The following is a 25,292-nucleotide window of genomic DNA, read 5'->3' on the forward strand; positions in this document are numbered from 1 at the left end:
CCCAGCAGCTGCATTTCGATATTTTGGCGTTCTTGCCTTCGGATCTGACCGGAAACATTAACCCGGCCAGGTGAAAGGTGATGCTCCTAACGAGCCCGTCCTGACCTGTCCGCACCTTGTCTGCGGGTGCTGTCGCGTCCGGGGGCGTCACTTGCGACGTCTCGGACGAAACGCAAATCGCAGCGCTGATCGAGAAGGCCGTCTCGACCTACGGCTAGCCCGATATGGCGTTTAATAATGCCGGTATCCGGGCCTGACCAGCGGCTTAACCTCGGTGACTGAGGCAAAGGGCGCCAAGGGCACTACGCTGGTCCAGCATATATGCACGGAGCTATGGCTACTTCCGGGATGCACAGCTCGATGGTCCAACGACGAGAATTGGACCGCATTGCCGACGGGATGGTTTGCGCGAGATCGAAGGGCAGGTAGCAGGGAAAGCTGTCGGTAATCAGCAACGCCGAATGTCTTGAGTTGGTCGGCAGCCGGCAAAACAATTGCCGAAATGTGCAGCGAGCCTTGAATGCGAGATCATTAGCTACCAGCGTGCATCGGACGAACCGGCCTTTCGTAAGGAATGGATCTTACCGCAAGAATGCCCCTGTGTCGCCAATAGGACTGGAGCCAAACTGGCCATGTATGGGGAACGACATCCCGCTTCCGGCATTTGTCATGCGTTAGGCTGCAAGGATCCAAACATTGAAGTCGGTGCTGATCGTCGAAGACGAAATTTTCATAGCGATGGAAATTGAACGCATACTCGAGGAAGCCGGCTATAGCGTGATTGCGATCGCCGCCGATCGCCAGGAGGCATTGCGCGCCGGCGACAAAGCCGATCTAGCGCTTATCGATCTCAATCTCCGCGATGGCCCGACGGGTCCCATTATTGCGCGCGAACTCGCCGAGCAGTACGGCGTGCGCGTGGTGTACGTCACGGCTAATCCCGCTCAAATCGGCAAGCCTGCCTCCACTGCGCTCGCTTGCATCCGAAAGCCATTCACGGACGATGCCATCCTGACAGCAGTTGCGGTCGCGGCGGGAGTGGAGAATGCCTCCCTCACCCACGAGGGCGTCATTGAACTACGAACCGCGATTTGATCGTCTCAGCATTGCGGAAAGCGGGACCTCAAAGCGAACCTCCAACCCCTGTTGCGACCAGGTGCGCTTCATCGATCCGCCCATTTGCCGCATCACGCTCAGTTCGATAAGCTTGCTGCCGAAGCCGTAGTCGGAAGGTTCGTGGACCACCGCTCCTCCGCGCTCGATCCATACGATGCAGGCGTGATCGTTTTCGATCGTACAGACAATCGATACGGAGCCGTCAGTGGTGGAAAGCGCACCGTATTTGGCCGCGTTCGTCGCCAACTCGTGGAACGTCAAAGCCAGCGGCGTCGCCGAATGGTCGTCGATGATCATATCCTGGCCGCTGATGGTGACGCGTTCGACATAGGCTGCGAGCAAATCAGTAAGCATTCCTGAAAGGCTGTTCGGCCGCTTCTCGGGTCGAGATGCCTCGCTGTGCGGCCGGACGAAGTCATGTGCCCGCCCGAGCGCAAGGATGCGCTCACGCAGGTCACCAGCCACATCCGCCAGTTCGGGGCGCTGGCGTGTCGAGAAACTGATGAGGCCGCTGATGACGGAAAAGATGTTCTTTATCCGATGGCTCAATTCCTGCGCGACGATCTCGCGCTGCGCCTGGCTCATCTTTTGATCGTGAATGTCCGTGCACGTTCCGAACCACCGGGTAATAGCTCCGTTCCTGTCGCGGATCGGCAAGGCTCGCCCCAGGGTCCAACGGTACTCACCGCTGGCGTTGCGGAGCCGGTATTCAATTTCATAGGGATCCCCGGTCTCCAGGCAATGGTGCCAAGCGCTCCATGCCCGCTCCTGATCGTCCGGATGAAACATACCTTTCCATCCGGCCCCATCGGTGGAGCCGGCCGGCATGCCTGTGAATTCGTACCAACGCGCATTGTAATAGTCGTGAAATCCGTCCGGTCGCGTCGACCACACCATCTGGGGCATCGTATCGGCCAGAACGCGAAACTTGGATTCTTGCTCCCCAAGTTCATCTGTCTGATGACGGTGGGATCGACGCTGGGCAAGCTGACCCACGATGGTCGTGGCAAGCACCTCGAGGCCTTCACGCTGAACGGGAGTCAGATCGCTGCGCGGAGACCGGTCGATGACGCACAAGGCACCAAGCTGAACGCCGTCTTCCGAGACCAGCGGCGCTCCGGCATAAAACCTGATTCCGGGTTCACCGATTACAAGTGCGTTGTCGCGAAACCGAGGATCGCCCGCGGCGTCGGGCACAATCATGATACCCTGCCCATGCATCGTATGCGCGCAGAACGATGTTTCTCGGGGCGTTTCCCGGGCATCCAGCCCGGTCCTCGCCGGAAACCATTGTCGGTCGCGCTCGACGAAGCTGACCAGGGCAATCGGCGTGTCACACAAATTGGCGGCAAAATCTGTCACCGACTTCAGTACCGGGTTGCCCTCGAGCCCTTCGAGATCGAAAGCCTGAAGATCACCAAGCCGTTTCAGCTCTTCGTGCGTTTGGGCCGTGAGACTTAGTGCATATGACATTGTTTCAAGGGGCTTTCCGGCGCGACAGCGGGCACCGCTGACATCTGGCTCTGATATGGTTCTGAACCGAGCGATGTGCCGAACGATCAGAATTCTGGAGTATATAAACGCGATGGCCGCTCCAGTGCGTTAGAGCGGCCATTCGCAGTGTGGATCAGATCTTGTCGCCAAGCGCGCCCTTGACGCTGCCTTTCACATCCTGAGCAGTACCTTTCAACTGCTGGGCCTTACCCTCCGCTTCCAGCCTTTCGTTGTCGGTTGCCTTGCCGACCGCTTCCTTCAGGTTGCCAGCGATCTTGTTTCCAGCAGCGCTTGCCTTGTCCGTGAACTCACCCATGACGGCGTCCTTCCTTACCCGGGCTCAGAGCGTGGCCCTCACGGAGAACCCGGCCCATTAGGTTAGGTTCCTAAGCGCTTTCGCTTCGCAATGGCCGAGTGCACAGCGCCATCTCGCAGGCAACAAAGTTACACGACGTCAGGCCTGAGCAATGCTCGCGTTCGGGCCTTAGTCCATCGGCTCGGTTTGACTTTGTCCGCAATGGATCGCCCGTTTGGGCTCAGCATGGCCCACCGAATCCGAATCCGCTTGGGCACGAATCTCCGGCGTAGGGCGGCACCCCGCCGCTTGCGGCGCTCCAATCGACGGCTCTCGGCGAAATCAGCCATGCATTGGAGGGGCCGAACGGCCGTACGTGGTCGGCTGCCGCCCACGCGAGCGTCGGCTATCCCGGTACCCCAGCTCTAAACCGGACGGACGCCTACCGGCCAGGCCAAGGCATTCAGAATCGGGAAGCTGCCGGTCCGCACCTGGGAGCGCAAAATCCAGAGCTGAGTGACCGACAAGGTGAAGGGTTTCGGGCGCTTGCGTACGAAAGCCTCCCATGCAGGAACCCGCGGGCCCGGTATGCTGGGCTATGGGGATTTGCGCTTTCGTGTGGTGTGGCGGGGTGAAGTGCGCGCTTTGACGGAGGCACGAGAGCAGCACAGCGGTCGGTGTCTGGATGCGCTGGAGATGTGTTTGCCGGGCTGTCGACGTTGATCCCAGGAGCGGACGCGGGCGCGGCGCGTGCCGGGGGCAAGCCGGCCATTTGACCGCCGCACGTTATGCGGGGCCATGGTGACAGGCGGATCATGCCGGGTCATGCGATGCGCTCCCGGATTGGCGGGTTGGGCCTGGGCGGCGCGCGGGGCTGGCTCCAGCGTGGGAAGGTTTCGATGACGATCATGCGCCCGCCACAGCACGGGCATGGCGCACAGGTGTCGGGCTCGGCTTCGGGCTCTGGCGCTTCCGTCTCCGGGGTGACCGCAAGCAGGCGGCGGGCGAGCGCGAGATTGTCATGGCGTGCGGCACTGGCGAGCAGGCCGTAATGGCGGATGCGGTGGAAGCCACGCGGTAGGACGTGGAGCAGGAAGCGGCGAATGAACTCGTTGGCGGTCAACGTCATGACCCGCTGGCGTTCGGGCCCATCGCGGCGATAGTCCTTATAACGCAAGGTCACGCCGTTCTCGTCGAAGGCGATCAGGCGCCGGTTCGAGATGGCGACGCGATGGGTATAGCGCGAGAGGTAGGCGAGCACCGCTTCCGGCCCGGCAAAGGGCGGCTTGGCATAGACCACCCAGCGCTTCTTGCGCGCCGGGGCAAGGTGACGCTGGAAGGCCCGTCGCCCTGTCAGATCGGTCAGGGAGCCGAAGAAGGCGAGCTTGCCGGCACCGTGCAGCGCGTTCAGCCAGGTGAGGAACAGCCGCCGGAAAAGCGCTCCCAGCACGCGCACGGGCAGGAGGAAGGCCGGACGCGAGGATATCCAGCGACTTGCATCGGGCGCGATACCGCCGCCCGGCACGATCATGTGGACATGCGGATGGTGGGTCATTGCCGCCCCCCAGGTATGCAGCACGGCGGTGATCCCGATCCGGGCGCCCAGATGGCGGGGATCGGCGGCGATGGTCAGCATCGTCTGCGCGGCCGCCTTGAACAACAGGTCGTAGACCAGCGCCTTGTTCTGCCACGCGATGTCGGCAACCTCGGCGGGTAGCGTGAAGACGACGTGGAAGTAGCCGACGGGAAGCAGGTCGGCCTCCCGTTCGGCCAGCCAGGTCCGCGCGGCGGCGCCCTGGCATTTTGGGCAATGCCGGTTGCGACAGCTGTTATAGGCGACCCGCCAGTGCCCGCAGTCCTCGCAGGCCTCGACGTGCCCGCCCAGGGCTGCGGTGCGGCAGGTCTCGATCGCGGACATCACCTTGAGCTGGGTAAGGCTCAGGTGCCCGGCATGGGCCGCCCGGTAGGCTGGCCCTGCAGAACGGAAGATGTCCGCGACCTCGAGGTCGGCGCGCACCGGTTCAACCGGCGTCGGCTGACCCTGTGGGTGCCTTGCCTTCCATCAGCGCCATCAACTGGTCGAGCGGGCTCGAGACGGCGTGGATCGTGCGGGTCGACACCTTGGTGTAGAGCGCGGTGGTCTCCAGCTTGCTGTGGCCCAGCAGGACCTGGATCACGCGGATATCGACATCCTGCTCGAGCAGGTGCGTGGCGAAGGAATGGCGCAGGGTGTGCGGGCTGACGCGCTTGCGGATGCCCGCCACCTCGGCCGCCTCCTGAACCGCGCGGTGCAGCTGCCGGGTCGAGATGGGGTCGGTGACGTTCTGGCCGGGGAACAGCCAGCCATGCGCAATCAGCACCCCGCGCTTGTGGCCATCGCGCCACCACATCCGCAGCAGTTCGAGCAACTGGGGCGAGAGCATCGCATTGCGATCCTTGCCTCCCTTGCCCTGTTCGACCCGGATCAGCATGCGCGTGCTGTCGATATCGTCGACCTTGAGGTGGGCGACCTCGGATACGCGCAGGCCCGCGCCATAAGCCACGCCCAGCGCCGCCTTGTACTTCATGCCGGGCGCGGACTGCAGCAGCCGCGCTGCCTCCTCGACGCTCAGCACTTCGGGCAGCCGGGGCACGATGCGGGTGACGACCAGAGCCCGCGCAAGATCGCGTCGCCTGAGCGTGACGTTATACAGGAAGCGCAAGGCCGACACGGTGCCGTTGATGGTGCTCGGCCTGACCCCGCTCTGATGCTGCATGAGCTGAAAGCGGCGAAGGTCCTCTTCCGTTGCCGTATCGGGAGGGCGCCCCAGGAAGGCTGCAAGGCGCTTCACATGGCGCACGTAATCCTGCTGGGTATGGGGACCGAGGCCTCGCATCATCATGTCGTGCTGCATCCGCTGGCGCAGCGGGCTGATCGGGGCGGTATTGATCGAGACAGTCATGGCAAGTTCCTCTCCGTTGAAGGAACTGCCAGTCTCGCCCCGCTAAAGGCCTACATATAACACGTTACAGTGCACCATGCGGCCTCCCGCGAAGCGGGTTCGTGCAAGGGTCGATGGCGGAAGGGGCTGCTACGCGCCCATCCCGGCCCCTCGATGGCCCGATCATCGCATTAAGAAGCGGACATTACCGGAATCAATACCCTTATGCATCCGGCGAGTACCGGTCATGATAGTTGCGATAAAATTGCCACACGCTCCAATTTCATCTCTTAACCCCGAAGTACAATCGGGCGAGACGCTGGTTTAGAATACGATTCCGGTGTGGAATGTCGCGCGTCAGAACATGCAGGATGGGTTGCCTGCGCCCGGGACCGTGATGAAATTGATGCTTGCCCTAGGCACGGTGATTGCGTCCCTTTGCTGGCGGGCGATCAGAGGCGGAAGCGTATCCCCGTCTCCCAGTTGCAGTTCTTTCCCGTTCAGCGCCGCATTGCCTGGCTGGCTTTCGACTTGTGTCAGGCTAAAGACGTCGGCGCGGCCTTTGACGCGCAGCGTGCGCGATGCGCCAGGATCGGGATTGATGGCGAGGAATGTCACCCCGCCGGATACGCCGCGCTGGCAATGGGCATAGATCCACATGTCGCTGGCGATGCCGGCACGGCGACTATCCAGCACCGTTTCGCCCATCGTGCGCTTCCACAGGTAGGCCGCCCAGTAGTTTGGCCGCGGCAGGAAGCTGCGATCGTCAAGTAGGGCGTAGTCGCTGGCCGCCAGAGTATTGTGCATCACCACCTGCACGCCTTGCAGTGCGGAGCGGGCCAACTGATCCACATAACGGAACGTATCGGCAAACGTCTTTGCATCCGGGTTTCCGCCGCAGGCGGACTCTCCCGTTTCGGTCAGCCAGAGCGGCGCGGACGGGTTGATCACATCGCCTACAAGGCGCGTGTCGGCGATCGCCCTATCGATCTTGGAAAGCCAAGTGTCAGACGTGCGGTCTATGTCCTTCGTGCCATTGCAACGTTGCGACAGGGCGCCATAGAAATGGAAGGATACGACATCGGGCCGACCTGCTCCTGCCGATGCGACCTCGAAGGTCGGGAGCTTCTTGATGAACGGTGGAAACGCGCTGCCCTCTCCCAATTCGAACGCGCCCGGGCCCAGCACGAGCGTGCCTTGCGATCGGCTGCGAACCCAGGTTGCGAAGATGCCGAAGTCCCGGCGATAGGCCGCCGCATCGTAACCGGCAGGTGGCTTAGTCCCACCGATGAGATTGGGCTCATTGGCGAATTCCGTCGCAGCAATCCTGCCGCCCAAGCTGCTGGTATAGGCGAACAGGCGTTCGGCGTCATCCGGGCGCCAAGTCCCGTCGGCGTTGCGCGATCCTACGCTGGTCGGCATCGAGGTAACGATCTCGGCGTCGCTGACCCGGGCGAATTCGACCGCCCTGCGCCACTGCTCACGGGTCAGGACCCCGTCGTAGCCCCCCGGCGCCGATGGCGACGGCTGGTCATCCTCCGCCAAGACTGTGGCATTGGCCCACGTCCCGCTGTACCGCACATAGGCAGGCGCCAGACCCCGCGCCAACGCCCGTAGCCGGCTATTCTGAAGATCGATGGGAGGGCGGTACTCAAACAGCTCCGGCTTCTCGCTCGGCTCACTGCCATATGGCTTCCAGAAACGGCCGCCGGTCAGTTCAAGCATTTCGACGTTGTAGGAAATAAAACGCTTGCTGACCGACCCCACGGTTCGAAAAGTGGCGGCATCCAGGCGGGCATCGTCAATATCTTTGCCTTGACCGAGCGCGGCATGACGTTCGGCACAGCCCGCCAGCATCGAAAGAGCCAGGCTGGCGAGAATATATTGTTGCCGCTTCACATTTCAACCTTGGATATTCGAACCTGTTGCCCATACGGTTATCGCCCCTTTTTCGTGCACCAAAACGCTGATCTGATAATTTTCTTACCTATCGGATAATCAATCAACCGCACCGATGAGTCGGTATTCAATCTCGCGAGTAGGATGAGGAAGCAGGCGACATCGCGCAGATGGTAGCTATATTTGCAATTCGGTTCCCAAGCGGAATTTCGCTTGTCGGCCAGGCTTGGGCATCTTGAATGAGAAGAGCAGGCGGGCCGCACCTGGGAAGGAAAAATTGGCTGCTGAGCGTCTCATAAGGGTCGGTCTCGCTGGGCCCGACCGCTGAATCCTGAGATTTTGCAGTCTTTTCCACACGGCAATTTTAGCGTCAGGTTGTCTGCCAATACCGGACGCTCAGCGAGCGCTGTGCGCTATATTGGAATCGACGTGGAGGACGCACTTGACCTTGCCGAAAACACCGAAATCTGAATCTACTGGCGCCCGTGTCCGGGGGCGTGCCGGGCACGGGCGCTGAGACAAAACCGACATTCGCGAGCCGCGCCGGGAACGGCAGGTCCCCATCCAACACCTGTCATTCTTGAAGCACTAATGATCGTTTCGCGAAATGCGACGGACTAGCCGCTAAATGACTGACAGATTTCAGGTGCAAAACCGCAGAAAGCTCCCATTTCGAATTTCCAGCTTTGGACAGGCAAACGTGAAAACCACATTTCATATCCAAGCATCAATCCGTCCCAATCATTGCTTCGGGCGGGAACGGCCCGAGACCGTGATGCAACCATAGTTGATGCTAGCGTCAGGACTGCGCCAGGCTCTCCAGAAATTCGTGATGCGTCATTGGACGTGAGAACATTGCAAAATCCCTAGGCTCAGGACTCACTGATCAAAGCCAGAAGAGTACGGTTGCGGCCAGGGCGAGCGCGGAGAAGAAGACGGTGGGGCAGCGATCGTAGCGCGTTGCCACGCGGCGCCAATCCTTCAAACGGCCAAACATGATCTCGATGCGGTTGCGGCGATTATATCGGCGCTTGTCGTATTTGACAGGCAGTGATCGGGATTTGCGCCCGGGAATGCAGGGCTTGATGCCCTTTTGCTCAAGCGCATCCCTGAACCATTCGGCATCATAGCCTCGGTCGGCAAGCATCCATTCGGCCTTGGGCAGGTCATCAAGCAGGGCCGCAGCACCAGTGTAATCGCTGATTTGCCCTGCCGTGATGAAGAAGCTCAAAGGACGGCCATTGGCATCGGTGACGGCGTGCAGCTTGGTGTTCATGCCGCCCTTGGTCCGTCCGATCAGGCGTCCGAGATCCCCTTTTTTACCCCAAGGCTGGACGCCGTGCGGTGGGCCTTGAGATAGGTCGCGTCGATCATGACGGTCTGGGGTTCGGCCCTCTGGGCGGACAAGCCTTCCATCATCCGAGTGAACACGCCCATCTCACCCCAGCGCTTCCAGCGGTTATACAATGCCTTGTGCGGCCCGTATTCCCTCGGTGCATCCCGTCAGCGCAGACCGTTCCGGTTGACGAAAATGATCCCGCTCAGCACCCGCCGGTCGTCCGCACGAGGCTTACCATGACTCTTGGGGAAATATGGCGACAGACGCGCCATCTGCTCGTCCGTCAGCCAGTACAGGTCGCTCATGCTCAGTCTCCTCACGGAGCCTGAATCACATCACTGCATGCCAATCAATGGGTCCTGAGCCTAAGCATGGCGTCAGGGCATTGGTTTCTCCGCCGAGCTGGCGGGCGGTTCCACCACGCGCTCTTTCCAGCCCAGAACTCTCCGGAGATGCGCCGCAACTGGAAAAGCGGCTGCGCGATGAATTCCATCAGCGGACATCTGTCTTCGCGAAACCGGACGTCTGATCCGCGAAGAGGTAAACGGTATGCATTCCCCGGCGCAACCCCGGCATTTTCCATACTGCTGGCCGAAGGAACACGATCGCACCATACGACCTTGGGTGTAAGCGTAATCGCGCAGAAAACGCGGTCACATTCGCCTGCGCAAGCCATGTGCCTAACCGAAGCTGCGGGTACAGGGTCGAAGTACATGCAGTTGCTCCTTGCCGCGCCACGGGGCGCCGGCGGGCCACATATGCAGCATGACATTGAATGAACGTCGGGTGTCATGAGCCGGCACCGCGCAAGGCCTGTGCAAGCCAACTACGCTTAAACCTCTTGCATCCACCAGAGCGGACAGCCGCTCTCAATTGCGCATCCGGAAAGATCATTCGGCCATGAAGACCAGGCTCCTACTCTCTGCCGCCAGCGCCATTCTGGCCATGCCTGCGATGGCGGCGCCCCTGCCCACGCCCGCCGCCCCGGCGATCGCCCCCCTCCATGACCTCATCGCGCCCGTCGACATTCCCTTTGAAACTTTCACGCTGTCCAACGGTCTTCGCGTCGTCGTACATACCGACCGCCGCACGCCGGTGGTGGCGGTGGGCATGTGGTATAATGTCGGATCGACCAGCGAACCGGCGGGCAAGACCGGCTTTGCCCACCTTTTCGAGCATCTGATGTTCAACGGCACCGAAAACGTGCCGGGCGATTTCTTCGCGCCGCTCAAACAAATGGGCGCTACCGATTACAACGGCACCACCTATTTCGACCGCACGAACTATTTCGAGACGGTCCCCACCAGCGCGCTGGCCCGCACGCTCTACCTCGAAAGCGACCGCATGGGGTGGCTGCTGGGGGCGATCAGCCAGCATGTCCTCGACGTGCAACGCGGCGTAGTCCAGAACGAAAAACGCCAGCGTGACAACCAGCCCTATGGGCTCGTCTCGTACCGTCAGGTCAAGGCGCTGTACCCCGCAGGGCATCCTTACGCGCATGACCCGATCGGGTCTATGAAGGATCTCGACGGCGCCACCTTGAGCGACGTCAAGGCCTGGTTCCGCGATCACTACGGCCCCAACAATGCGGTGCTGGTGCTTTCAGGCGACATCGACGCAGCGGCCGCCGGCCCGCTAGTGGAACGCTACTTCGGGGCGATACCCCGCGGCCCCCAGGCGACCGCCACGATCCGTCCCGTGCCCCCCTTGGCAAAGCCCCTGAACGAAACCATGACCGATCACGTCGCGAGCGTGATGATCGACCGCAGTTGGCCCGTGCCGGGTCTGGACAGCCCGGATTCGCCCGCGCTCGACATCGCCGCGGGCGTACTCGGCAACCTAGCCAGTTCGCGCCTCGTCGAAGTGCTGGTACGGCAGGAAAAGCTGGCGGTCAGTGTCACCGCTGGCAACGTCAGCAATGCCCATGCGGGCATGTTCGACATTCGCGTAATGGTTCGCCCCGGCGTGGAACCGACGACCGTGACCGCCCGTCTCGATGCCGTCATGACCGAGTTCCTCGCCAACGGCCCCTTGCCGGACGAAGTGCGCCGGGCGGCGACCGACCTGATCGTGAGCACCACCAGCAGTCTGGAGTCGGTTTCCGATAAGGCGCAGATGCTGGCCGAAGGCGACCTCTATGCGCGCGATCCGGGTTTCTATCGCCGCCAGCTTGATCGCATAGCTGCGGAAACGCCCGAACACGTGACCGAAGTCTCGCGGCGCTGGCTGGGGCAGCCCGCATACACGCTGACCGTCATACCCGGCACCCGCGCAGCCTACGAAGAAACCGGGGTTCGCGAGCATGCCGTCGCCGTCGATCCGACCCCGAAAGCGACCCCGCCCGAGGGTATGCGCGGCTCCTTGCCCCCCCTGGGCGAACCGGGTGCGCCCAAGGTTCCGGCGATCTCCCGCGCCCGCCTATCGAACGGGATCGAGGTAGTCTATGCCAACCAGCCCGCAACACCATTCACCCGCGTCGTCCTGAGCCTCGATGCGGGCGCTTCCGCCGATCCGGCCAACGCGGTCGGCACCCAGCAGCTCATGCTCGCGATGCTGACGCAGGGCACCGCCCAGCGCAGCGCCCGGGCAATCGCCGAGCAGCAGGAAAACCTCGGCGCATCGATTCAGACGGGCGCCTCGCTCGACCGCACCACGCTGGTGCTGTCGACGCCCAGCGTCAACGCCGCCGCCGCGCTCGATCTGTTCGCCGACGTCGCTCTATCACCCGCCTTTCCCGCCGCCGACCTCGCCCGCACGCGCGACGAGCAGCTTGCGCGCATCGCACAGGAACAGTCCACCCCCGCAGCCATTGCCGGGCGGACGATGACGCCGCTGCTGTACGGCGCCGACAGTCCCTACGCCCGCGCGCAGGGGTCGGGCGAGCCGGGAGTGGTCGCGAGACTTTCCGCCGCCGACCTTACGGCTTACCACCATGCATGGTTCCGGCCGGAAAAGGCGCAAATCTTCGTCACCAGCGAAAGGCCGCTTGCCGAAGTGCAGGCGCTTCTGGAGCGTGCGCTTGGTCGGTGGAGGGCCAGCGGCATAGCCGGGGTCAAGAACTTCCCGGCGGTGCGGGCCGTCCCCTTCCAGCCCGAAGTAGTATTGATCGATCGCCCGGAGTCGCCCCAGTCCTACATCATGGCGGGCTTCCCGACGCCGCTCGATCCCAAGGAAGAGACGTTTGCGGCAGAGATCGCCAATGATGCGCTTGGCGGCGATTTCCTCTCGCGGATCAACATGGACCTGCGCGAAGACAAGCACTGGACCTACGGCGTACGCGGCACCTTCCGCGTTTCGCAGCGGGCCATGCCCTATATCGTCACCGCGCCGGTACAGGCCGACCGCACCGGCGATTCCATCGTCCAGATCCGCCACGACATGGAGGAATTCCTCACCTCCAAGCCGCTGACGGCGGACGAACTGGAACGCTCCGCCGCCGACCAGATCCGCTCCCTCCCCGGGGCTTTCGCCAGTTCCGGCGCGGTTCTGGGCACCATGCAGCGCAATGCCCTGCTCGCCCGCCCCGACGATTACGAAGTCCTGATGGCCCAGCGCGTCCGCGCGCTGACGCCGGGCGGAGCTAATGCCGCGATCCGTACCGCGCTCGATCCGGCCCGGGGCGTGTGGGTCGTCGTCGGTGATGCGGCCAAAGTCGGCCCGCAGTTGAAAAGCCTCGGGCTCACCTATCGGCTTGAAGCCACTCCTGCCCCCGCCGCCAAGGATATCGCAGAATGATCGCCCTGTTCGCCGCCCTGCTCGCCGGAACCGCTGCGGTTGCTGCCCCGACCATCACGCCGGCCATACCTTTGGTCAGCCAGCCTCTCGGTCATGACGATCGTGGCCGCCCGCAAATCGACGTGTCCATAAACGAGCAAGGGCCGTTCCCAATGATCGTCGACACGGCCGCACAGTCGAGCCTGATGTCGCCGGATCTCGCCGCCGCGCTCAAGCTGCAGCCGATGGAGAGCGACCTGTCGATCAACGGCGCCACCGGCAGCACCAAAGCGCAGATCTACCCGGTCGATCACTTCGCCAGCGCGCTGTTCGACCAAGAGATGGTCGGCGTGCTGATGTTTCCCAACCCCGGCACGACGTCGGCGCGGGGTATCGTCGGCATGGAGCATTTCGGCGAAGGCAAGCTGACGTTCGACCGCACCAACGCCCGCCTGTCCTTCGGCCCCTCGGCGCCAGTGGAAGCTGGCTATGCCACGCACAAGGGCGAACTTCAGGGCGGGCTTCTGGTGGTGCCGCTCACGCTGGACGGCGTAGCGATAAAGGCCACCGTCGATACCGGCGCAGGCGTCACAATTGCCAATGCCGCCGCGCTCAAGGCGCTGGGCTGGAGCGCGGACGACAGCCGCCTCGTCGCGGCCGGAACCATTCGCGGTGCGACCGCTGCACAGAGCGCGATTCGTATGACGCGCATCGGCAAAATGCAGCTGGGTCCGGTCAGCCTTTCGAATGTGCCTGTCTACTTCAACTTCAGCGGTACCTCGCAAAGCGAACCCATGGTCATCCTCGGCTCGGATATCCTCAATCTGCTCGATGCCTATGCGGTGGATTTCCCTCGCGCCGAACTGCAAATTCGCATTCCCGGTCGGACATAAAGTCAAGCGTAGGCCCCACCGCCCGGGGGGATCAACATGGTGAAGATCGCTCCCGCACCGTCGTCGGCATTACGCGCGGCGACGGTGCCGCCGTGGAGCGTCGCCACGGCCTTGACGATGGCCAGCCCCAAGCCATAACCCTTACGATTGGAGCGATAGCGCACGAAGGGCTCGAAAAGCGTCGTGGCATTCGCGGGATCGATGCCCGAGCCGAAATCGCGCACCGCCAGCACGCCTTCCACGCTCAGCCCCACGAAGATCCGCCCGCCATCGGGCGTGAATGACAGTGCATTCTCGACGAGATTGGTAATCGCGGTTTCCAGCAATTGCGCCTCGCCGGCGCAGACGAAACGCGCGATCTGCGGTTCGAAATAGACGTCGATATCGCGCGAACTGGCCAGCGTCGCCGTATCGGCCAGCACCTCACGGACGACCGCGACCAGATCGACCACCCCGTTCACGTCCTGGATGCCGCCGATCTTCATCAGCGTCAGCAACTGGTTCACCAGTCCCACCATCCGGCGCACATCGCCCACCAGCTTGTCCTTGAGCGGGCTTTCGTCCATCTGCTCCAGTCGCATGCGCAGCACGGTGAGCGGGGTGCGCAATTCATGCGCAGCTGCGGACAGGAAGAACTTCTGCCGCCGCTGCATGTCCGCCGAGCGGTCGATCAGGTGGTTGGTGGCCCGCACCAACGGCAGGACCTCGCGCGGGAGGCCTTTTTCCGGCAACTGGTGATCGAGCGCTTCGGGATCAAACGAATAGGCGACCCGCGCGACCCGTCGGATCAGGATCATGTTGCCGATGACGATCGCCGCCATCAGCGCAAACGTCGCCAGAACGGCCAGCGTGAAATTGCTGCCGAACGTCCAGAACATCTTGCCGAACGCCTGTTCGCGACGATCGATGTCGGTCGGAAAGGCATGGGCCAGGCCATCGAACTCGTAATAGCGCACGCGGCCGCAATCGATGAACTCCAGCGTGCCCTTGGTGTGGCCGGCCGAAAGATCGCGATAGAGTTGTGCGCAAAGCCCCGGTGCCGCTTTGCCGGCCTGAAGCGCCACCACCCGGTCTAGCCCGAGCACCTTGAAATGACGCGGGCGACGATCGCCGTTGCCGACCACGCGATCGCCCACGCGGATATAGTAGCGAAATGCCGAATTGTGCCGCATCGCATCGTCCATCACCTTGCCGAACGCGGGCGGGGCCGGGGCCCGCGGATCACGATCGAGGTCCAGCATATAGGCGTTGACCACATCGCGCACTTTCTGGGCGCTGATGTCGAGCGGATCGGCAGCGGGAGGCGGCAGCGCGTCGAGCATCGGGCGGATGGCCAGCATGTACACCCCCGCAGCGAACAGCACGAGCATGGCGATCGCCATCTGCCCGATCATCGAGCGCAGCAGCCACGATAACGGCGAGACGCGCGGTTGCTTCTCCCCGGCCTGGGGCGGGGTCAATTCAGCTGCCAGCGTCGCCGATTTCGCTTGCTGTGTCACGTCCTGCCTCCGCTTGTGCCTCGAACTGCGGCCATTTGTCGAACGGCGGCGTCCTGGCCGCAGTCCCCAACTCCAGCCCGATCCGTGCCGTTAGCCGGTCATAGACGCGTCGCGCCGCCGTTGCATCGCTCCATGTGCGAAGATTGGCCACCATTCCTGTCAGCAGCACGGCCTGATCGTCGCCATACAGCCCATCGCTCCCGCTGGCATAGACGATCTGGAGCAGGGCGGCCTCCATCAGCGCTCCGGCAGCGTCATAATTGCCGCCCCGGCCGAAGAGCCGGGCGAGCCGGGCGCGCTCGAGCGCGGTAAGCATGTCCTGACGGCTCAGCCGGGACGCCAGGGCCTGCAGGTCAGGCTGCGTCGGCACGGTCTTTGCGCGGTCGAGCAGCACGCTCAGCAATTGCAGTTCGTCGGGCGAGATCGTCCCCGCCCGCAGAGCTGCCAGCCCCGTCGCCATCCGCGACGCAACCACGCCCTGCCGTTCGAGCCCGGCCGCGACCAAGGCGTAGAGCCGCTCCTGCCGGCGACGGTCGGATGGCGCCAGCGCCGCCAGCCAGCGCTCCATTTCCTGCGTGATCGCGGGGTTTTCCAACATGGCGACCAGTGCGCCACTCTGTCCGGTGGCCCCCTGCCCGTGTACACCGTCGGGGTCGGGCAGCGCCTGCGCGAAAGCGGCGCGCTCCATGTCCGGTGCCCCCTCGCCATCGTCACGCGGAGCGGTCGCTCGCCAGTGCCCGCGCAAGGTCGCGCGTATCGCCGCCGGACCTGCGGCAAGGGACTTCTCGATATCCGAAACCGGCGAATCGTCGACCCGCGACGCTTGCTGCTGTCGGCCGAGCGCACGCCGCCGTTCCGCCTCGACGACCGCCGGATCGTTTGCGAAGCGATTGCGATAATCTTCGTAAAGCACGGCGAACAGCCGTCGGAAATCGGCGGCTTGCGCGGCATCGGCGCGATTGCCCATTTCCACCAGCCAGTCCGCATTGGCGATGTCCGCGCCGCTCGATCGACCAAGCGCCCGCGCCTCGACCTCTTGGCCGAACAAGGCCTCCGCCAGTTGCAGGACGCTGGACGCTTCCTTGTCGTCCCCATGGCGCGCGACATAGCCAGTCAGCAGCGCGACGAAACGGGCCTGCCCGTTCGGATTCCACAGCGACCCGAGCAGCCCTGCCAGCCAGACCGGATTGTCCGGCTCCAGCGACACGAGCTTGTCGTAATAGCGCGGAATCCGGGCGCGCTGCCCCTTCGTTCCGCTCATGTCGGCGGTGACGATCTGCTTGCGGTAGAATGCGGCGATGGCGGCAGGCGACGGATGGGGATCGGCCATGAAGGCGTCGATCGTGTGCTGTTCCTGCTCGGCGAAATACGCCTCCACCAGCGGCGCCGCATAATCGCGGCCTTGGTAATGACGCATCGTATCGGCCTGCAGCGCCATCAACAGCGAATAGGCCTCTTCCTTGCGCCCGGCGAGAAACGCGTCGAGGAAGCCGGGCAGATTGCGGCCGTCGTCGTAACGGTCCGCCACCGCTCGCGCCGCCCGCAGGATGAGGTCGCGATTGCCCGGCGCCACATCGGGGATCAGCACTTTATCGACCATGAACGCGGCAGACTTGGTCGGAAGCCCGCGATCGTAGGCGATATCGCGGGACAGGGCGGCGAAGAAGCGCTGCTGCTGCGCGGTCGAAAGGCCGGCCTCGAACAAGGCCTTCACAAGCGCCGCCTGAAACGCCGTTTCCGTACCGGACTGCTCCATCCGCGCCACCATGCCTTCGTAGAGCGCGAGCTTGTCGGCGACGGAGAACGACGCGATCATGCCTTCGGGACGGGCGGACGGGTCCCTGCGGATGTCATAGAGCGCACGACTGGACGGCGGCGGCAAACTGCCGCGCGTCACCATCAGGTCCAGCATGCGCGCATTGTCCAGTAGCGGATGGCCCGCGATCTTTTCCAGCTTCGCGTAACGACCACCGCCGGTGCGGAAGAAGTCGAACAGGAATTCGTCACGATAGGGCGCCTGCTCGATAGGGGCCAGCACCAGCGCGCGCATGCGCTCGGGCGAAAGGCTGTCCATCGCCTTGGCGACCAGGCCGAACAGTTGTGCGGGCGAACCGTCGAACCCGCCCGACTGCCGTTCGCGCGCCTTGCGCGCGGTTTCGTCGGCCATCGCGGTGGCGACCTGCAGCCTGATCGCCGCATCGTCGTCGCTGCCCAGCGCCAAGGCCTGCGCAAGTTCGGTGTTGCCGGAAATGGAGGCCTGCGCCGCCAGCCCGGCGTCCACCCAGTCGGCGCTCGGCGCGGACGGCGCGGCATCCCAGCCCATCTCTCCGGCCAGCCCCTGATCCGCATTGGCGACCGCCTCGTCGGCGGGGAAATGCGAGGCGAGCACACGCGCCACCTCGGCAGCCAGATCGGCGTCGCCCAGCCGCGCCGACACCCGCCGCGCAAGGTCGGCGACAAGGCCGAGGCGTCCGTGATCGGCGATCCGCTCGGCAGGCCCGGAGGGCAGTCCTGCCGCACTGGCGGCGAACAGCGCTTTCACCGCATCGCGCGTGGCGGGCGATCCATCCTGCAGGCCACCTTCCGGCCAGGTCAGCAGCAGGCCTTCGACCAGCGTCGGATAGTATTGCCTGACGTCAAGGCCCACATCCTGATCGGCAGCGGCATTGCCTTCGGGCATACGCCGGATCAGCGCTTGCAAGGCCCGCCAGTAATCGGAGAACGCCTGCGGGTCATCGCCACGCTGTTCGCGCAGGATCGCGGTGCGCACGACCAGGTCCACGTCGTCCCGGTTGCGCAGCAGTGCTCGGTCGTAGTTGAGCAGCGCCTGTTCGACCATGCCCTGCCGGGCATAGGTATCGCCCTTTATGCGATCCACATCGACGAGCCCGGCCGCCCCGGTCATCATCGAAAAGGCCCGTTCGGCTCCGGAAACGTCGTTCACCGCCAGCAGGGTGCGGGCAAGGTCGGTATAGACGTCCGGCGGAAACTCCCGCTTGAGCGCAATCAAGCGGCGACCGTAGGCCAGCTTGTAGGCGACGTTGCCGATGGCAGGGCCGCCCTGATCGGGCTGGCCCGCCGCTCCCGAAGTTAGCGTCACCAGCGTGCGCAGGATCGCGGGACGCTGATCGCCAGCGTCTGGCAGGCTCTCGGCATAAGCGCGCAGTTGCAGCGGGAAATCGGCGCTGGCCTGCGCGATGTCGGCCAGCAGAGCGCGCAGGCGGGTATCCGGCCCTTTCATGGCCATCCGCGCCAGCACCGCGCGCACCGCCCAGCCTTGCACGCCTGCCTGCATCGTCACGAGCTCTGGCGGCGGAGGGCCGCCCTCTCCCGGGGCGATCACTGTCAGGAGCGCGCTGACCGCGGCCCCGAACGCCCCGTCGTCCGGCGTGCTTTCGGCGACGTACTGCAACATCGCAGCCGCCTCGGCATAGCGCTGCTGCTTCTTCAGCACGTCGGCCAGCTGCACCAGACTATCGACATTGCCCGGATCGGCGACGAGCGCGCGTCGCCAGTCAGCCGCCGCGCGCGCATCGTCCCCCGCCGCTGCATGGACAGCGGCAGCGAAGCGCAAGGCTTCGCCATTGTCGAAGCCTGCAACTTTCTGCATTTGGCCTAGCAGGTCCTCGATCCGGGCATCGCGGACGGCGGCGGATTCACCGTCAGGCCCGAACCGCGCGGCGTTGACGGTCAGTTGCCGCAGATAGATATCGGCATTGGTCCGGTCGGCGGTGATCAGCCTGCGCAGCGCATCGTTGGCCTCCGGCCATGCCTTGAGGCGGGTATAGACCGTCACCAGCTCATTCAACCGCGTCGTTTCGCTCATGCCGGTGATGCGGGCGAAACGTTCGATATCGGCAATCGCGGCGTCACGCTGGTTGCCCGCGATACGCAGTTCGGTGAGCAGGCCGATCTCTCCCGATCCGGCCTTTCCGGCGGCGAGCGCGGTTTCCAGTTCCTTCGTCAGGCCGTCCAGCTGCCCTGCCGCGCGGGCAGAGCGGATCAGCTGCTTGGCGAGATAGGACTTGCGCGCCGGCAGCGTCGCCTGCTGCCACAGTTGCCGCCAGCGCATCATCGCGTCGGCGTTGTCGCCATTGGCCATGGCGAGCGTGGCGATATGTACGCGCTGGTCGTAATCGAGCGCCGGATCGCGGGCTTCGAGCTGCCGCAACACGGCCAGAGCTTCGCGACGATGGCCCATGGCGTCGTAAGTGTCCGCCACCGTCACCCGTTGCGGATCGGTGGGCGGCAGCATCCGGTCCAGCGCGGACAGCCCTCCCAGCGCGTCGCCGTCACGTCCCTGTGCACGGTCCACCTCGATCCGGAAGAAGCGCGCAGGCACCGCCATCGACGGACGCGCGGCTGCCTGGGCTATCAGCGCGGTCGCCTCGTCCCGCATGTCGGCGGCGATCATCTGGCGACCCGCTGCCAGCAGCAGTTCGGGCGATGCGGTATTGCGGGTGAAGAACTCGCGATAGACCGCGACGGCGGCATCGCGCTTGCCCTGACCCAGATAGAGTTCGGCCAGAGCGGTGTAACCTTCCAGCCGGTCGGGCGCCGCAGCGATGGAGCGGCGATATTCCTCCACCCCTTCGGCACCGCGCCCGGCAAGGTCCAGGATACCCAGAAGACGCTGGCGCAAGGCCGGATCGCGCGATGCGGAAACCAGCGCGATGGCCTCGTCGAACCGGCCGAGTTCGAGCAGCGCGTCGACCTTCACTTGCGCGATCTCGGCGCTGTCCGGCCCAGCGGCGAGAAATGCGTAAGCGCCATTCATGTCCTTGCGGACGCGATAGCTCTCCACCATCACCGCCAGCGCATAGCGCCGGTCAACGGGCGTCGCCGCGAGGCCATAGGCCTGCCATGCGCGTGCAGCGGCGGCGGTCGCATCGCCCGAGGCGAGCGCCCAATCCGCCAGCCGGAGGAAGTCAGCATAACCCGCCGCACCGGCCTGAGCGGGATGATAGAGCGTCCGCGCATCGGCGGTGTCGCCCAGCAGCGCCAGAACCTGCGCACCGTGATGGCGTGCGACGGCGTCGCCGGAGCGCGTCCATCCGGCCAGTGCCGCCGGACGGGAAAGATCGCCTGCAAGCGCCGCGCGAAGAAGCAGCGCCGACTTTTCACGCGGATCGGTGGTGGCACCCGCCGCCTTGATGTAGATGCCTGCCGCCTCGCCCGCATGGCCCGCGGCATCCAGCAGCTGCGCCTTAAGCAGCCATCCGTCGGGGCCCGGAGAAAAGGCCAACGCCCTTTCCACGGCCTCGATCGCAGCCGCGCCATCGCCGCGCTGCCAGTCGATGACGGAGCGCACAAGCAGCGCCCTCGCCCGCACATGCGCCATAGAGCGCGTATCCGCCGCCGCCGCGTCGAGGCGCGCATCGAGCTGCGACGCATTGCCCGCCTGCTCGGCGGAGCGATAAAGCGCGCTCGCAGCGTTGCGATCGAAACGCGGCGCGGCCAGCAGGGCTTCGACCCTCGCGGCGGAATCACCGGCAGGCGCGGCCATGACCGGCACGGGCAGAGCGGCCAGCGCGCATGCCAGCGACAGCGAGAGCGTCAGGTGTGAAGGCTTTGTCATCATGGCGATTTTCAACTTCATGCAGGACGCGGGCGGGTACGCAGGAACACAGGACGATGGCCAGGCCAGCGACGGCACACGACCTCACACAAGTAGAGCACGAGCGCGAAGAGAGCGAACCAGCGTGACAGGTCCGTAGCGGCGATTTCGCTGCCTTTCGTCCAATGCGGTGCAGGCGCTGTACCCGAGGCATCGCCACCCGTCAGTCGCGCCAGTTCATCGAGTGGCAGGCGTTCGGCAGCGTCCCCCGCCGCGCGACCTCGATCCACCGCCCGGATCGTGGCGGCACCGACTTTGGCATCGACAAGCGCGGGGACATCTTGGTCGAGCGCGATGCTGCCGGCGAAGATCCCGGGCGCCATCTCTTCCAGCGCGATCGGACGGGAAGGCACGCCTTCGTGTTCGGCAAGGCGCGCCGTGGGCATAGTTGCCGGAGCGACCGGCGTACGCAGCACCACATTCAGCCTGTCTCCGCCGCGCCGCAACGTCAGCACGCCTGCCGCATTCTGGTCTGCAGTGCGGGTCACGAGCTTTGCCAGCCACTCGCCATAGCCGCCCCATGCGCTCCAGCTGCGCGTGCCCTCACCCACGGGGGTGGTCATCAGCGCGGTAATGCGCCCATTGCCATATTGCCAGCTGGTCAGCAGCGGATCGCCGCTTCCGGTCTGGAGGAGCACGTCCGCCCCCGAACGCCGCGCCACCGTCACATAGCCATCCAGCGCGGGAAGGCCGGTCATCTTCACCCCCTGCCATTTGGCCGCGCCGCCCGGCGCCGCAAGGGCGAAACTGCCTTCGCGCCATGCCGGTGAAGGCTTGTCCTGCGGTTGCTTGAGGTCGATCTCCACCAGGCTGAATGGGTCCGCCACCGCATAATAGCGGCCATGCCCCCAACGCGCCCATTCGGCCATGCGCTCCTCGCCGTCGGGATTGGCGCCGACGAGCGCCGTTGAGACGGTGATGCGATCCTGCGCGGCCTGCGTCAGCAATTGCTGGTAGCGCTGCTCCTCGACGCCCGCGTCGCTGATGACGAGGATGTGCTTGAAGCGCGCGGGACTGCTCTTGAGCGCGTAATAGGCCTCTTGGATGGCGGGATAGAGGATGCTCGAACCCTGCGCCTGCATCCGGCCGATCGCGCGTTCAACCGCGGGAACGTCGGTCGCCTGCTGCAGCGGCACCGACCATTGCTTCGCGCCGTAGAATTCGACGACCCCCACCTGATCCGCCGGCGTCAGCTTGGCGACGGCGAACCGGGCGACCTGCTTGGCGAGGTCTATCGGATCACCTTGCATGGAACCGGACGTATCGATGACCACCACTAGCGCCACGCTGGGCCGTTCGACCTTTTCGTCTTGCCGCAGCTTGAGCGGCAGCGCACCGGCAAGCGGCGTGCCCGCATAGCCGCCGGTCGCGAAAGCCCCGGCTCCACCCGCGTAGAACAGACCGGTTCCGCGCCCCGCCACCGCATCGAGCAACTGCTTCTGCAATGCCGCAGGGATGCGGCTCGCCGGCATGTCGTCGATCATCACCGACTGCCAGTCGCCCGGCTCTTCACTGCCGCCAAGCGCCGAAGGCGTGCGAGCGTCGACTTTCACAGTCCTGCCGAGCAGCGTCTGCAGCCTGGAGCCTCCACCCTGCTGACGCTCGCCCAGATACAGCATATGCACCGGGTCCTGCACCGCTACGACAGCGTTCAGCCCGCCTGCCGGGGTCGCCTCATTCGCCCCGTCGACCAGGACCGCGCGCAGCGGCATGAAACCGGCGCGTTCAGTCGGGAAGGCAAGATCGGCGGATGTCTCGCCCTGCACCGCGAAAGGATGGGAAAGCGCCAGGCGACGGGTTCCGGAATAGATCGCCACGCGAAGCGGAGCGTCCGTGCTTGTCCCCTCGACCCGCACATGCGCGCGCGCCAGTTCCCCGACGCGGACCGGCGCCACCGCAAGATCGGCAACGAAAGCGTCACGCGGCGCGTCGTCGAGCACGACGGCGTTGACCGGAATGCGCCGGTCCAGAAAGCCGCTGACGGCGCGGCCCCAGTCCCTGTCCAGCGAACGCCCGGATCCCGCCACCAGCACCGACCCCGTCGCGCCGACAGGGATGCGAGCCAGCGCTTCGTCGAGCGCAGCGGAAAGCGCCTCGCCCGGCAGAACCACATGGTCGAAAACCGCTTTGGCGAGCCGGGGCTGATCGCCGAGAATGGGCGGTCCGGAGCCGATCTCTATCAGGCTCAGATGGGCAGCTCCGCTCATCGCATCGGCCAGTACCCGGTCTTCCATGGCCTTACCGGTCGCATCGGCACGCGCGGACGCCCAGGTGCCGCGATCGATCACCAGCACGCGCCGTGCGCCTTCGGCCCGATGGATCAGAGAGGGCTGCATCAGCGCGACGATCAGGCTGGCGGACAGCGCCGTGCGCAGGACTTTCTGCGGCAGCCCGGCACGGCGCGCCTTCCACCACAGCAGCGGCAGCGCGAGCAGCAGACATGCCGCTTGAGGATGAAGAAACGAGATATCCAGGGGCACAAGATTACTCACGGCATCCAGCCACGCTGGAAGAGGACCCATTCTGCGACCAGCAACACGCCAGCCAGCAGCAGCAGGCCGAGGAAAGGCAGGTCGAGAGGCCAGCCTCCGGCACGCGAAGACGGTGCGATTTCCGACGGCGCTTCGGCCACGGCGCGCGTCGTGGCGCGATCAGTGAGCGAGACCGTGAGCGGCATTGCGCTGATCTCGACCTTGCCGGCCTGCCCCAGCACCGGCGCCTCGCCAAGCCCGCGCGCGGCGATGCTCGAATCCTGGGGCAACCCTGCGTCTAGATCGACGAGTTGCCGGCCGGCATGGGCATAAGGCACCCACGCCCCTTGCGAGGCCAGCCAGCGCACGGCTTGCGATACGAACAGCGGCATCGCGGGCGATCGGGAAAAATCGGCGTCACCGGTGAACAGTTCGCGCCACACCGAGATCTCCCGGGTCCTGCCCGGCGCCATGTCGACGCCGATCGGGCGACCGAGCCTGTCGGCCATTGCCGCAGCATCGAAGCGGGCAAGGCCAAGCTGGTCGAGCGTGTCGGCCAATGCGCCCTGGTCCGCGTCGCGATCGGGCATGACGAAATGGAACGCCTGCGATCCCCCTCGCGCGTCGCCGAAGACGAGTGCCGGACGGCTCCCGTCGGCAGATGCGCCGCCGCCGCGCAGTATGACTTCCGCACGGGCGGCGTCGGTCCGCACGAGGGCCGGGTCGGCGGCAATTACGCCGCTGACCGCATCGGGCGTCCCCGGCAGCACCGCCACCCGAATACGGTGCCGTTGAGGCAGCCGCAGACCGGCGCGGTCGTCGGCGGCGAAGCCATCGCCGTTCCTCAGGGCGGCGACGAGTTCCGCGCCGTCCGCAGACACGTCGCGGATCAGGAGCTTACCGGGGCTCACCTGCGCCACGCGCGGCGCGAACGGTTCGCCGTTCAGCGTCAGGGCGATCTGATCGGCGCCGGGCGGGGGGGCGTCGGCAGCGGCGGCTTCGACCAGCACGTCGGCCTTGTCCCACGCTCCGGACGCGGCAGGCACGGCCCCCAGCGCGACGATCCCGCGATTGCCTTCGATCCTGGGAGCGAGATATCCCGCCACCAGCGAGACGGCGCGCCGGGGCTGGCCGCGCGCCGCGTTCCAGCTGGCGGCTAGGCCGTAGTAATGGATTGCCGCAGGCTCTTGTGCGTGTGCGGCGAACCATTCGGGAAACGCCGAAGGAAAGACGCCCGGGTGTACTTTCGCCAGACGGGCCGGCAACAATGCCAAGTCCTCGCCTGGAGCCAGCAGCACGGTGCCGTGAAGGTCGCCCAGTCGCACGCTGCGACGTTCGGCGGGAAGCGCGGCGGCATCTGCCAGCAGCGATCGCGACGCGGCATCAAAGGCGGCGCCTGCGGTCATTCCGGCGGAAGCGTCTAGATAGAACACGTCCGCTCGGCTGCCGGCTGCCATTTCGCGGCGCGGTCCTGCCGAAGCGACCCACAAGGCCAGCACGATTGCGAGCGCCAGGAGATACGCCAGGACGTGCCTGAAGCGTTCGTGGAGCATTCGCGGCGGGGTTGCTGCCGCCGCCATGCGCCAGAACATCGCGGTCGCCACGCGCACCACCTGACGGCGCACCCGCAGCCGGTGCAGCGCGAAGAGAAGAGCCGCCAGCCCGCCCGCTCCGACGAGCACCACGGCGGGCGAGAAATTCGTCAGAATCACAGCGCCATCTCCCCCTTGCCGAAGATCGCGCCCAACTGGTCGATCACATCGCGCGCAGCATCGATGCGCACCAGCGCAGCGCCGCGCTCATGCGCGAATGTAGTGAGTCCGGCGTTGAAGGTAGCGTACTGGCGCTTGTATTCGGCAAGCCGCTCTGGCGTAATAGAGACTTCGACCAGACCGCCCTCCTCGCCGTCGTCGATCGCCAGATCGCCGGTGAAAGCAGGATTGAGCGTGGGATCGGCGTCTTCCGGGCGAACCAGTTGGACAAGCAGCAGGCGGTGACGCAGCAGGCCGAGCGCGGGCAGGACGGCATCCAGCC

13 protein-coding genes and 1 pseudogene are annotated in these 25,292 nt (G+C 64.8%); 3 read left to right on the plus strand and 11 right to left on the minus strand.

The window, feature by feature from the left end:
- Positions 1–696: 696 nt before the first annotated feature.
- On the plus strand, positions 697–1,095 hold the full coding sequence (locus ACYPYD_RS02565) for a response regulator (RefSeq protein WP_459661959.1): 399 nt from the start codon (positions 697–699) through the stop codon (positions 1,093–1,095).
- Here the strand turns inward: ACYPYD_RS02565 and ACYPYD_RS02570 are convergent.
- The 6 genes and pseudogenes from ACYPYD_RS02570 to ACYPYD_RS02595 form a co-directional block, all read right to left on the minus strand.
- Positions 1,078–2,589 (minus strand): sensor histidine kinase, encoded by a 1,512-nt coding sequence (locus ACYPYD_RS02570; RefSeq protein ID WP_459661960.1) that lies wholly within the window; start codon positions 2,587–2,589, stop codon positions 1,078–1,080. The genes ACYPYD_RS02565 and ACYPYD_RS02570 overlap by 18 nt on opposite strands.
- Positions 2,590–2,743: 154 nt before the next feature.
- Positions 2,744–2,926 (minus strand): CsbD family protein, encoded by a 183-nt coding sequence (locus ACYPYD_RS02575; RefSeq protein WP_459661961.1) that lies wholly within the window; start codon positions 2,924–2,926, stop codon positions 2,744–2,746.
- 802 nt (positions 2,927–3,728) lie between these two features.
- Positions 3,729–4,922 (minus strand): IS91 family transposase, encoded by a 1,194-nt coding sequence (locus ACYPYD_RS02580; protein ID WP_459661962.1) that lies wholly within the window; start codon positions 4,920–4,922, stop codon positions 3,729–3,731.
- A gap of 4 nt (positions 4,923–4,926) precedes the next feature.
- Positions 4,927–5,847 (minus strand): tyrosine-type recombinase/integrase, encoded by a 921-nt coding sequence (locus ACYPYD_RS02585; RefSeq protein ID WP_459661963.1) that lies wholly within the window; start codon positions 5,845–5,847, stop codon positions 4,927–4,929.
- Positions 5,848–6,183: 336 nt separating this feature from the next.
- Positions 6,184–7,725 carry a glycosyl hydrolase family 79 N-terminal domain-containing protein gene (locus ACYPYD_RS02590; RefSeq protein ID WP_459661964.1) on the minus strand — a complete coding sequence of 514 codons (1,542 nt, stop codon included), beginning with the start codon at positions 7,723–7,725 and terminating at the stop codon, positions 6,184–6,186.
- 886 nt (positions 7,726–8,611) lie between these two features.
- Positions 8,612–9,369, minus strand: a pseudogene (locus ACYPYD_RS02595) (IS5 family transposase).
- 595 nt (positions 9,370–9,964) lie between these two features.
- Between ACYPYD_RS02595 and ACYPYD_RS02600 the strand changes: the two are divergent.
- Together ACYPYD_RS02600 and ACYPYD_RS02605 are read left to right on the plus strand one after the other, a co-directional pair.
- Positions 9,965–12,799 carry a M16 family metallopeptidase gene (locus ACYPYD_RS02600; RefSeq protein ID WP_459661965.1) on the plus strand — a complete coding sequence of 945 codons (2,835 nt, stop codon included), beginning with the start codon at positions 9,965–9,967 and terminating at the stop codon, positions 12,797–12,799.
- Positions 12,796–13,671, plus strand: a complete 876-nt coding sequence (locus tag ACYPYD_RS02605) for an aspartyl protease family protein (RefSeq protein ID WP_459661966.1) — start codon at positions 12,796–12,798, stop codon at positions 13,669–13,671. Before ACYPYD_RS02600 ends, ACYPYD_RS02605 begins: the two co-directional genes overlap by 4 nt.
- 2 nt (positions 13,672–13,673) lie before the next feature.
- On the opposite strand, the gene ACYPYD_RS02610 is transcribed toward ACYPYD_RS02605, so the two are convergent.
- From ACYPYD_RS02610 to ACYPYD_RS02630, 5 genes are all read right to left on the minus strand, one after another.
- Positions 13,674–15,131 carry a sensor histidine kinase gene (locus tag ACYPYD_RS02610; RefSeq protein WP_459661967.1) on the minus strand — a complete coding sequence of 486 codons (1,458 nt, stop codon included), beginning with the start codon at positions 15,129–15,131 and terminating at the stop codon, positions 13,674–13,676.
- Position 15,132: 1 nt separating this feature from the next.
- Positions 15,133–20,748, minus strand: coding sequence for a tetratricopeptide repeat protein (locus ACYPYD_RS02615; RefSeq protein ID WP_459661968.1), 5,616 nt, complete (start codon positions 20,746–20,748; stop codon positions 15,133–15,135).
- Positions 20,749–20,765: 17 nt separating this feature from the next.
- Positions 20,766–23,267 carry a VWA domain-containing protein gene (locus tag ACYPYD_RS02620; protein ID WP_459661969.1) on the minus strand — a complete coding sequence of 834 codons (2,502 nt, stop codon included), beginning with the start codon at positions 23,265–23,267 and terminating at the stop codon, positions 20,766–20,768.
- 8 nt (positions 23,268–23,275) lie between these two features.
- Positions 23,276–24,970 carry a hypothetical protein gene (locus ACYPYD_RS02625; protein ID WP_459661970.1) on the minus strand — a complete coding sequence of 565 codons (1,695 nt, stop codon included), beginning with the start codon at positions 24,968–24,970 and terminating at the stop codon, positions 23,276–23,278.
- A partial coding sequence (locus ACYPYD_RS02630; RefSeq protein WP_459661971.1) for a hypothetical protein occupies positions 24,967–25,292 on the minus strand: 326 nt, incomplete at its 5' end. The genes ACYPYD_RS02630 and ACYPYD_RS02625, both read right to left, overlap by 4 nt.

The sequence above is a fragment of the Novosphingobium sp. 11B genome, assembly GCF_054589055.1.